The 9458-nt window shown below is 43.6% G+C and carries 10 protein-coding genes and 1 pseudogene; 3 read left to right on the forward strand and 8 right to left on the reverse strand.

What is annotated here, in order from left to right:
• Positions 1–21: 21 nt before the first annotated feature.
• The 3 genes from efp to LDO37_RS01670 all read left to right on the forward strand — a co-directional run bounded on the left by efp (position 22) and on the right by LDO37_RS01670 (position 2218).
• Entirely contained in the window at positions 22–588 is a 567-nt protein-coding gene (gene efp / locus LDO37_RS01660) for an elongation factor P (RefSeq protein ID WP_126608055.1), read from the forward strand.
• A 169-nt stretch (positions 589–757) separates the two neighbouring features.
• Entirely contained in the window at positions 758–1339 is a 582-nt protein-coding gene (locus tag LDO37_RS01665) for a carbohydrate-binding protein (RefSeq protein WP_126608056.1), read from the forward strand.
• A gap of 198 nt (positions 1340–1537) precedes the next feature.
• The gene (locus tag LDO37_RS01670; protein WP_126608057.1) at positions 1538–2218 is read left to right on the forward strand and encodes a nitroreductase family protein; all 681 of its coding nucleotides are present in this window, start codon (positions 1538–1540) and stop codon (positions 2216–2218) included.
• Positions 2219–2267: 49 nt separating this feature from the next.
• Here LDO37_RS01670 and LDO37_RS01675 read toward each other — a convergent pair whose 3' ends face one another.
• The 8 genes and pseudogenes from LDO37_RS01675 to frdA all read right to left on the reverse strand — a co-directional run bounded on the left by LDO37_RS01675 (position 2268) and on the right by frdA (position 9356).
• A complete protein-coding gene (locus LDO37_RS01675) occupies positions 2268–2699 on the reverse strand; it encodes a DUF3015 family protein (protein ID WP_126608058.1) in 432 nt (143 codons plus the stop codon).
• 12 nt (positions 2700–2711) lie between these two features.
• Complete coding sequence (locus tag LDO37_RS01680) at positions 2712–4244, reverse strand: Lnb N-terminal periplasmic domain-containing protein (RefSeq protein ID WP_224055308.1); 1533 nt, start codon at positions 4242–4244, stop codon at positions 2712–2714.
• Positions 4245–4250: 6 nt separating this feature from the next.
• Positions 4251–4574, reverse strand: a pseudogene (locus LDO37_RS30390) (DUF7843 domain-containing protein); the annotation flags it as partial.
• Between the two features lie 111 nt (positions 4575–4685).
• Positions 4686–5666: a hypothetical protein gene (locus tag LDO37_RS01685; protein WP_126605745.1), complete on the reverse strand. Its 981-nt coding sequence runs from the start codon at positions 5664–5666 to the stop codon at positions 4686–4688.
• Positions 5667–6021: 355 nt separating this feature from the next.
• Entirely contained in the window at positions 6022–6399 is a 378-nt protein-coding gene (gene frdD, locus LDO37_RS01690; protein ID WP_126605746.1) for a fumarate reductase subunit FrdD, read from the reverse strand.
• A gap of 10 nt (positions 6400–6409) precedes the next feature.
• Positions 6410–6793 carry a fumarate reductase subunit FrdC gene (frdC, locus tag LDO37_RS01695; RefSeq protein ID WP_126605747.1) on the reverse strand — a complete coding sequence of 128 codons (384 nt, stop codon included), beginning with the start codon at positions 6791–6793 and terminating at the stop codon, positions 6410–6412.
• Positions 6794–6795: 2 nt separating this feature from the next.
• The gene (locus LDO37_RS01700; RefSeq protein WP_126605799.1) at positions 6796–7551 is read right to left on the reverse strand and encodes a succinate dehydrogenase/fumarate reductase iron-sulfur subunit; all 756 of its coding nucleotides are present in this window, start codon (positions 7549–7551) and stop codon (positions 6796–6798) included.
• A complete protein-coding gene (frdA, locus tag LDO37_RS01705) occupies positions 7551–9356 on the reverse strand; it encodes a fumarate reductase (quinol) flavoprotein subunit (RefSeq protein WP_126605748.1) in 1806 nt (601 codons plus the stop codon). Before frdA ends, LDO37_RS01700 begins: the two co-directional genes overlap by 1 nt.
• Between the last annotated feature and the right edge of the window lie 102 nt (positions 9357–9458).

Below are 9458 nucleotides of genomic sequence, written 5' to 3' on the forward strand. Positions count from 1 at the left end.
CGAAGATGGTAAGAGGAAAAAATGGCTACTGTTAGCACGAATGAATTTAAAGGCGGTCTTAAAATTATACTTGATAATGAGCCGTGTGTCATTCTCGAAAACGAGTATGTTAAGCCGGGTAAAGGTCAAGCATTCAACCGCGTAAAAATCCGTAAGCTGCTTTCCGGTAAAGTTTTGGAAAAGACGTTCAAGTCTGGTGACACAGTTGAAGTTGCAGACGTAATGGACATCGATCTAGACTACCTATACAACGACGGTGAGTTTTACCACTTCATGAACAGCGAGTCATTTGAGCAAATCGCAGCGGATCTGAAAGCGGTGGGTGACAACGCTAAGTGGTTGGTAGAAAACGACACTTGTATGATTACGCTTTGGAACGGTAACCCAATTGCAGTAACACCACCAAACTTTGTAGAGCTTGAAGTCACTGAAACAGATCCTGGTCTGAAAGGTGATACTCAAGGTACAGGTGGTAAGCCAGCAACACTGGTAACAGGTGCGGTTGTTCGTGTACCTCTGTTCATTGCTATCGGCGAAGTTATTAAGGTTGATACGCGTAACGGCGAGTACGTTGGTCGTGTAAAATAACGATAACCTGATACAAACCGTTACGAAACCGCTCCTATGTGAGCGGTTTTTTTATAATTTAAGTAATATATTTATTAAATAAACTTAAGTTTATATGAACCAGCATCATCATCCTTTATGATTCTCGGCGCTTAGTTGGAACCAAGGTCACACTTAAAGGAGATCTCTGATGAACTTACCTACCAAGGCAGTCGCAACCCTATTTACGCTTACTCTTGGCTTTTCTAGCCAAGCTAGTGCTTTTCAGACATTTGATAGCACCGCAGGTCAACCTGACGCGCAAGAATGTCGCTACTTATCTGATGCGGGAAAGAATGCATTTGATGCAAACACTGGAAAGCTTTGGGCTTGCAGTACTCAAGGTTGGGTATTTTTCGAATCTCAAAGTGCTCATAAATGTTTGAACGCATCAAAAGCAGAACAAGCGAAATACCCTGCGTGGAAAAAAGGGCGTACTTACGTTGGCGGCAATAAGGTACTGTTCAATAACAAAGTATACCGCGCGAAATGGTGGACAAATTCAGGTACACCAAGTAATTCAAGTGCGTGGGCACTGGATGTGAAGAAAACCTTGGCTAAGACCTGGAACCAAAACCATCACTACAATAGTGGTGAGAATGTCGTGTTCATGGGGCATGTATACGAAGCGAACCATTGGAGCAAAGGCAAATTACCACCTGCAAATGTTTCTCAGCATAACCGCAGCAAAGAATGGCGTTATGTTGGTCCATTTGAATGCCCAAAAAGCTAAAAAGACGATTTGAATATCATTCCCCAAAATGCGCCTTAGTGGCGCATTTTTTGTCTCAACTCCTAGAGTACGTTCTTGTTTCATTGTGGCAAAAATTGAATAACGCTCTCAGTCTCGCACCCTCATAAATACAGAGCACGCTCCTGCCTTTTATTTGTCGCTATAGTAACCCGATAAATAAAAAAGCAAGGAAGCCGTATGTCTGAAGAATCTCAATTGCCACTGGATGATTTTATTGAATACCCAGTGGAAGAAATGTCGAAACGCGCGAATCAAAACTACAATCTCATCAAGCGACGCCACTCTATTCGTCAGTTCTCCGACCGTTCAGTCCCCAAGTCCATTATTGAAAGCTGCATTAAAGCGGCGGGAACAGCGCCAAGTGGAGCGAATCATCAACCTTGGCACTTTGTGGCGATCAATAGCGCAGACGTGAAAGCTCAAATTCGTCAAGCGGCAGAAGAGCTCGAACAGTCTTTTTATCAAGGAAGGGCGGGACAAGAATGGCTTGATGCGCTTAAGCCACTAGGGACTAACGCCAGTAAGCCTTACCTAGAAAAAGCACCGTGGCTAATTGCTGTTTTTTCTCAAAAGCGCGGAGGAATGGAAAACGACGAAAACCAAACCAACTACTATGTGCATGAGTCGGTTGGTATTGCGACAGGTTTTTTACTGCAAGCTTTGCACAACGCAGGGTTGGGTACGCTTACTCATACCCCAAAACCCATGAGTTTCCTGAGTAAAATATGCGGACGAGATAATAGCAACGACCGCCCATACATGCTGATCGTAACTGGCTACCCTGAGGAAGGCGCTACCATTCCTCAACACGCTACCTATAAGAAGCCGTTGTCTGAGATATCGACGTTTATAGAATAATAAAAGATCAGCGGTTTGCTGACCTTTTATTAATACATCAGAGGGTGTCTTAGATGTTTGCTACAACTGTATTGTAGTAAGCTTGTGGTGCAGCATCGAGTTGAGTTGCCATCTCAGCACGCACTTTCGAGATTACGCTTGCTTGAGCGTTTTTCTCTACTTCTAGGATATCCAACATTGCATTCAGGTGTTCACCTTCACCTTGGCTTGTTTCTTCCATGATGTGATCATAGTTATCTTGAATAAACATAGCCGCTTCTACTCGTTTGCCTTCGCAACTCTCTTGCGAAGATATCTTAGATGAAACCGCAGTAGTACCTAGATCCCAGATTATGTTTGAGATCGCGGCTGCTGTACCATTATCATTAAAGATCATCGCCCCAATACCACAATGTGTCCAAGGGTTGATACTGTCTTCCGCCATTGCGTTGCCAGTGAAAAGTGATGCAATAGTTAATGCTGTTACTGTGATTTTTTTCATGTTGTTACTTATCTACCAATAAAATGAAAGAGACCCTGAGTACTCATATGAGTCTTGATACTTAACTTGAGCTCGGAAATCAAAGTTTTTGTGACTGAAGAACCTATGTTCCCAATCCAAGTAATTGCCATAAGAGCCCATAGAGCTTAGGGATATGTGATGTCCTACTTTTAAAGACATCGCCCAGTTGGGAGTTACATTGAAAACCCCACCGATTTCAGGACCACTTTTTATGTAGCCCCCAAATTTGTCTGTGCTTCTTATATCTGCAGAAATAGCAGTATAAGCAGCAAAATAATTATTCAGACTCCTCGCCTTACCTATAAATCCATCTACATAAAAAGATGAGCAGCTCTGGCAAGTTAAGCTATTCGTTTTGTATCCGGAGGAAAGTCTCCATGCTATACCGCTATCGAGCGGTAAACCTGTTTTCGAAGTATTAAGGTTAGTAATGTTAAATAGAATGAGCTCCCTAATGGACCATGTACTTTCTGAGTGTAAATAACGTACCCGAACATCGAAAACTTCTAACTCTGAGAAAGGGATCCTTGCTGTATTGACGTTCAAAAAGTCGTAGTAGTTAGCTCTGAACCTAAACTCAGATGCAAAACCAAGAGGGGGGGTGTATACGCTACTTACTTGGAGAAGTGCTGTATCTTGTGATGAGTGTGGTGGCGAGGGATTTTCTTCTTCCCAATCTGTGTTACCTGAACTCAAGGTAAATCTTTGTCTTAAAAGCTGCTTTCTCGACTCTTCTTGTAGTTGAGTTAGACCAGAATTTTTACTCTCTATAAAAGCATAATAATCAAACAACGTATCAATGATCTGTTTAGCAGCATAATCTTCATATTGCTTTAGATGATCTGGAATTGTGTTTGGCTGAGCATCGATAATGATTTCAACGGTTTGTTTTTGGTTTTGGTTTAGTTGAAAGTATTTATTGTAAAGATCTTGTTGCCTTGAACCATGATAGGTAATGGATTCTATATCATCATCGTTAAGCAAGCTCACCACATCATAAGGCATAACCCATAATTTATTGGTTTTGTGTAAAGGTCTACCCATTAACATTTCAAGCAGCTTTGCCAATTGGTAAGCGCAATTTTCTGTAAAGAAATAATATGTTTTCTTTGTTGCTTCCAACTCCCAAAAATGTGCTAGTAGAAAGTTAACATCTTGCTTAGGAAGTTTAAGCTCATATTCCCATAGGTCACGAAGCTCAGATTCGTTATAAAGCAAATTCTGATGGTGGTACATTTGATTGGCATAGTGACCATCGTATCCACCCGTTATTCCTTTATAGATGTACTCAAGTTTATTGTCAGAATCAGGCACTATAGCGCCATAACTAAAAGTATGATCTAAAAGCTTGTTGTTTTTCAGTTTGTTAAATTTGATCATTACGTGACCAAACATGGATGCTGGGTTTCCGAGGTAACCAGAGGCGTACACAAGACTGACTGAATCAGCTTTGAATTCCATTAAATAGTTAGAATAATGAATGCATTCTACTTCAGGTAATGATTTCAGTCCCAGGTTAGACATTAAGTACAGCTTTCTTGCGGGAAACTTGCATTGAGAAGTCGGATCTGTGTGAAACAATCTAATTGTTGCTTCTAATTCTTCTTGTGGGGAATACTTTCCATTGGGTGCTAGAAAGAATGATTCAGTGTTTATGGCACTACTTTCCCCATTTGAATGAAGTAATAAGTGCCACATGTCTGAGTGATGAAGATTTTGAAGTAATGCTTGCTCTACTGTTCTCTGGATAGTATCGGAAGATACATAGGTAGTTTTCGACCAAGACGAAAATGGAAGTAGTAGAGCTACGAGGAAAATGAACTTTATGTAACTCAAACTAATACCAATATTCACGTGGTGAAATGCTCTAATCTATATATTCACAGTATTTAATATCAATTTAATGGATAATGAAATAGAAACACGTAACTATTTGTAACTAAATAAAAAAACATTCTATGCTCGTTATTTTTTTACGAAGAAGTACGTATTTAAGTAATCGTTCAAGGGTTTAAATGCTGGGTTCGCCCATGTTAAGTACATATTTGGACCATCTGACGGATAGAGCCCAGATGCGATGTCGCCTTTATTGATAAAAGGGGAGCCTTGGCTGCCAATAAGCTCCCCACCACCTGCATTTCGAGTTGAGTCTACTTTGTATTCGTACAATAGCCCGAGTAAAACACCGGCATTTAAGTTGCTGTGTGTTTTTTCATGCAATGGATTGACGATGCCTCCAGCGTGGATGGTTCCGTCTTTCTTGCAAGGCGTTGGAGTACCAAGAGCACGATCAGCGTTGAGTTGTCCGTTCCCATGCAGGCATTCATTGAGGTGGAGTGCCTCGAAGCTTTGTTGTTTTGCTGTTTGTTTGTAGATGTTCAACTTGTTTTTAAAATCTTGGTAGGCATCGTTGAGGTCACTGCCCACCAAAGTATGGCTATTTCCATCTACATAATAGTCAAACATCTGCATGAGCTTTTGGTAAGCCGTAAGCCGCAACGTTTCATCTTCACCATTCTGGGTATAAATCCACTCTATCGCGTGCACTTGCTGGGTAGCGGATGCCAATGCGACGGCAAACGAATCTTGATCGGATGTGTTTGTAGGATTGCTTGCCAAAATGCCGATAACAATCGTCTTATTATTGAATTGGTTATGAACATCTTGGTTCGACCAATGGACAAAATTTTCAGCTTGATCAACGACGCGTTGATGCTGCTCTTTCGTAACCGTTGGGTCGATAGCTAATACATAAATACCCTTCTTAAAATCGCAGTTAGGGATATCAGCGACTGTTTGGCAGTGATCAATCTCAGAGTAAACATGAACGGTAGTTTTGGTGAGCGCTGGCTGACCCAATTCATGATTAACGGTATTAGGATCAATTTGGCAGCCAGAGAGCAACCAAGTACATATTACAGTCAGAAAAACAGATGGTTTGAACATTACACTTACTATTTAAAATGAAGCGAGTTGTGCTTCGGTTCCAATGAGAACCAGAACCTTTTATCCCAAGTTAGGGTTGTTTCGGTCATGGTTAATGTGTCAAAGCTCTGGCAATAACCAGTCTTTATTTATGCTCTTCCATGATTTCTTATTTGGCTCAATGTGTTGCTAATGAGAACGAGTTGTCTCGACCTCGAACAAATGAGCAATAGAGGGTCTTAAGCGACAAGCGGCGGGATTATAGTGAGTTAACAGCCATATTTACAGAGTGAAAATTGTACATATTTGTAAGCAAGGTGATTGAAGCTTCTACTGTAGGAGAAGAAAGGGAGCTAACCTCCCTTTCTTTTTCAGCTTAAATCATAAAGATAAATACAATAGAAAATGCCGTTATAAGACCAGAAAATGCATAGCACGCAATTTTCCCAACAACACCAGTATGGAATTTCAAATCGTGCATTCCGTGGTGAATTCGATGCATCGCATGCCACATAGGTAAAGAAAGCGTACCAATGATGAATAGAGCACCAATGAGTGAGGTCGCAAACTCAGAAACACGCTCGTAACTGAGAGCTTGTACATCAATAACCCCTAATGGAACCAACACACCGAGGATTAAGATAGTAATAGGGGTAATCATGGCAAACCACGTTCCCCCTGCACCAAACAACCCCCACCAAATTGGTTCGTCGGAGCGTTGAGGCGTTTTGTTTACCGAATAATTAGGTTTCATTTTATGCTCCTTACACCACGATGAGTACAACCAGAGAAATTACAGCCACTGCTGCCCATTGGCTTATTACAATGAGCTTCTTCTCGACGGGTTTTCCTTTCAAGCGAATTGGCATCACTTGCGGCATCATGCTGAAAAACGTCTGGGCATGGAGCAGGCTACCTGCCAGCGCAACGACGTTTATGGCAACAACAATCGGGTTTGCCATGAAGGCTAGCCAGCTTTGCCAAGCTTCTGGTCCTTTTACTAAAGCACCCAAACCAAAAGTGAGGAATAAAGTAAAAAGCACCAACGGAAGTACTGTTGCCTCACGAAGCATATAGAATCGGTAGAAGGGATGGTCTTTCCACCACGTACGCTTGATTTCACGAACGTAAGGTTTGCGGTTACTCATGGTTATGCCTCCTTTACCTGTTCATCTTGTGGCTTCAGCATGGCGATAACAAAATCCATAGACGATGCTACTTTGCCTTGGTTTACCGCTGCTGCTGGGTCGACATTTTTAGGGCAAACATCGGAACAGTAGCCCACAAAAGTGCAGCCCCACGCGCCATTCTGACCGTTTATCAAACCCATACGCTCTGCTTTACCGTGATCACGACTGTCGAGGTTGTAGCGATGCGCCAGTGTTAATGCTGCAGGGCCCATGAATTCTGGGTTAAGACCAAATTGAGGGCAGGCCGCGTAGCAGAGCCCGCAATTGATGCAGCCAGCAAACTGCTTATACTTCGCCATTTGCTCTGGAGTTTGGATGTTTGTTCCATCTTCCGGTTTACGATCGTTGCCGATAATGTAGGGTTTAATGGCTTCGAGACGCTCGATGAATGGGGTCATATCCACTATCAGATCTTTTTCGATAGGGAAATTCGCCAAAGGCTCGATTTTCACACCGTCGGGGTAATCTCGTAGGAAGCTTTTACAAGCCAGTTTGGGCACCCCATTGACCATGATCCCACATGAGCCACAAATCGCCATTCGACACGACCAACGGTAAGACAACTCTTTGTCCAAATGATCTTTCACGTAGCCTAAAGCATCGAGTACCGACATGGTTTCATCGAATGGGACGTCAAATGTCTGGAAGTGAGGCTCTACGTCTTTTTCAGGGTCGTAACGCAGAATGTCGACTTTTTGAATACGAGTGGCTGACATCATGCTTTCTCCTCTGCGGATTTGGCGGCTTCAGCGGCAGCGGCTTTTTCTGCGGCTTCTCCGTATAAACGTGCCTTAGGCTGTGACTTGGTGATTTTTACTTCGCTGTAATCGATGGTGGGCGCAGAATCTGGCTGATAAAAAGCAAGTGAATGCTTCAAGAACTGCTTGTCATCTCTATCGGTATAGCCATCATCTAAACGTTGATGAGCCCCACGGGATTCTTTGCGCAATATGGCTGAATGCACCATGGCTTCCGCAACTTCTAACCCATAGCCGACCTCAATGGCATACAACAAATCCGTATTGAATACCTTTCCTTTATCTTTAATGCTGATGCGCTTATATCGCGCTTTGAGCTCGGTGATTTTTTCAATGGTGGCTTGCATCAGATCTTCTTGACGATAAATACCGCAGCCCGCTTCCATGGTATGACCCATTTCTGTGCGAATATCTGCCCAGTTTTCATCCCCTTCCTGATTCATCAATGCTTGAATTCGAGCTTCTACATCCTGGATTTGAGAAGCGATAGCGTCGTCGTTCCACCCAGTGAATTCATCGGTATGCTTCGCGGCGTTTTCACCTGCGACTCGACCGAAGACCACAAATTCAGCCAGAGAGTTAGAACCCAGCCTGTTCGCGCCGTGCAACCCAACTGAAGCGCATTCACCGACGGCAAACAAACCTTTAATGCGAGTTTCACAGCCTTTATCTGTTTCTATACCACCCATGGTGTAATGCACTGTTGGTCTTATTGGAATGGGTTCTTTGGCTGGGTCGACATTCACGTACGCTTTGGCCAGTTCGCAAATGAAAGGCAAGCGCTCTTGCAGGTAGGCTTCTCCAAGGTGGCGAAGATCGAGGTGAACCACATCTCCCAAAGGATGCTTAATGGTGTTGCCTTTTTGTTGCTCGTGCCAGAAAGCTTGGGAGACTTTATCTCTTGGACCTAGCTCCATGTATTTGTTTTTGGGCTGACCAACAGGCGTTTCCGGCCCCATGCCGTAATCTTGCAAATATCGGTAGCCGTTTTTATTGATGATAATACCGCCTTCACCACGGCAACCTTCGGTCATCAAAATGCCGGTTCCCGGTAACCCCGTTGGATGGTATTGCACAAATTCCATATCACGGAGTGGTACACCGTGGCGGTATGCCATCGCCATTCCATCGCCAGTCACAATGCCGCCATTGGTATTACAGTGATAAACGCGCCCAGCTCCCCCCGTTGCTAAAACCACCGATTTGGCTTTGATGACAACGAGTTCACCCTCTGACATATGAATGGCAATCACACCCTGAATTTCGCCATCGTTGACCAGTAAGTCGACCACAAAATACTCATCAAACCGATGAATGTTGGAGTACTTCATCGAGGTTTGGAACAGAGTGTGGAGCATGTGAAAGCCCGTTTTATCTGCCGCAAACCAAGTGCGCTCCACTTTCATGCCACCAAATCGGCGAACGTTCACTTCACCGTTTTCTTTGCGGCTCCAAGGGCAACCCCATTGCTCCATTTGAATCATTTCGCGAGTGGCGTTTTCTACGAAGTATTCCACCACATCTTGTTCACACAACCAGTCTCCACCGCCAACGGTATCGTTGAAGTGGTTGTCGAGGCTGTCTTCGTCTTTGATAACGGCTGCGGATCCCCCTTCAGCAGCAACGGTATGAGAGCGCATGGGGTAGACTTTAGAAATAAGAGCGATGTCTAATTCTGGGTTTGCTTCAGCAGCAGCGATTGCAGTGCGAAGACCAGCGCCGCCAGCGCCGATGACTGCGATATCTGTGGTTATAGTCTGCACAGTTACCTCCGGTTAGTAACGACAAATGCAAAAACGACAGCGCACGTGTAGCGAGCCGTCCCTGCCGGATTCTGTTGAACCCATTAATCCTAAAAAACCTTG

Source organism: Vibrio penaeicida, from assembly GCF_019977755.1.
Lineage (GTDB): Bacteria > Pseudomonadota > Gammaproteobacteria > Enterobacterales > Vibrionaceae > Vibrio > Vibrio penaeicida.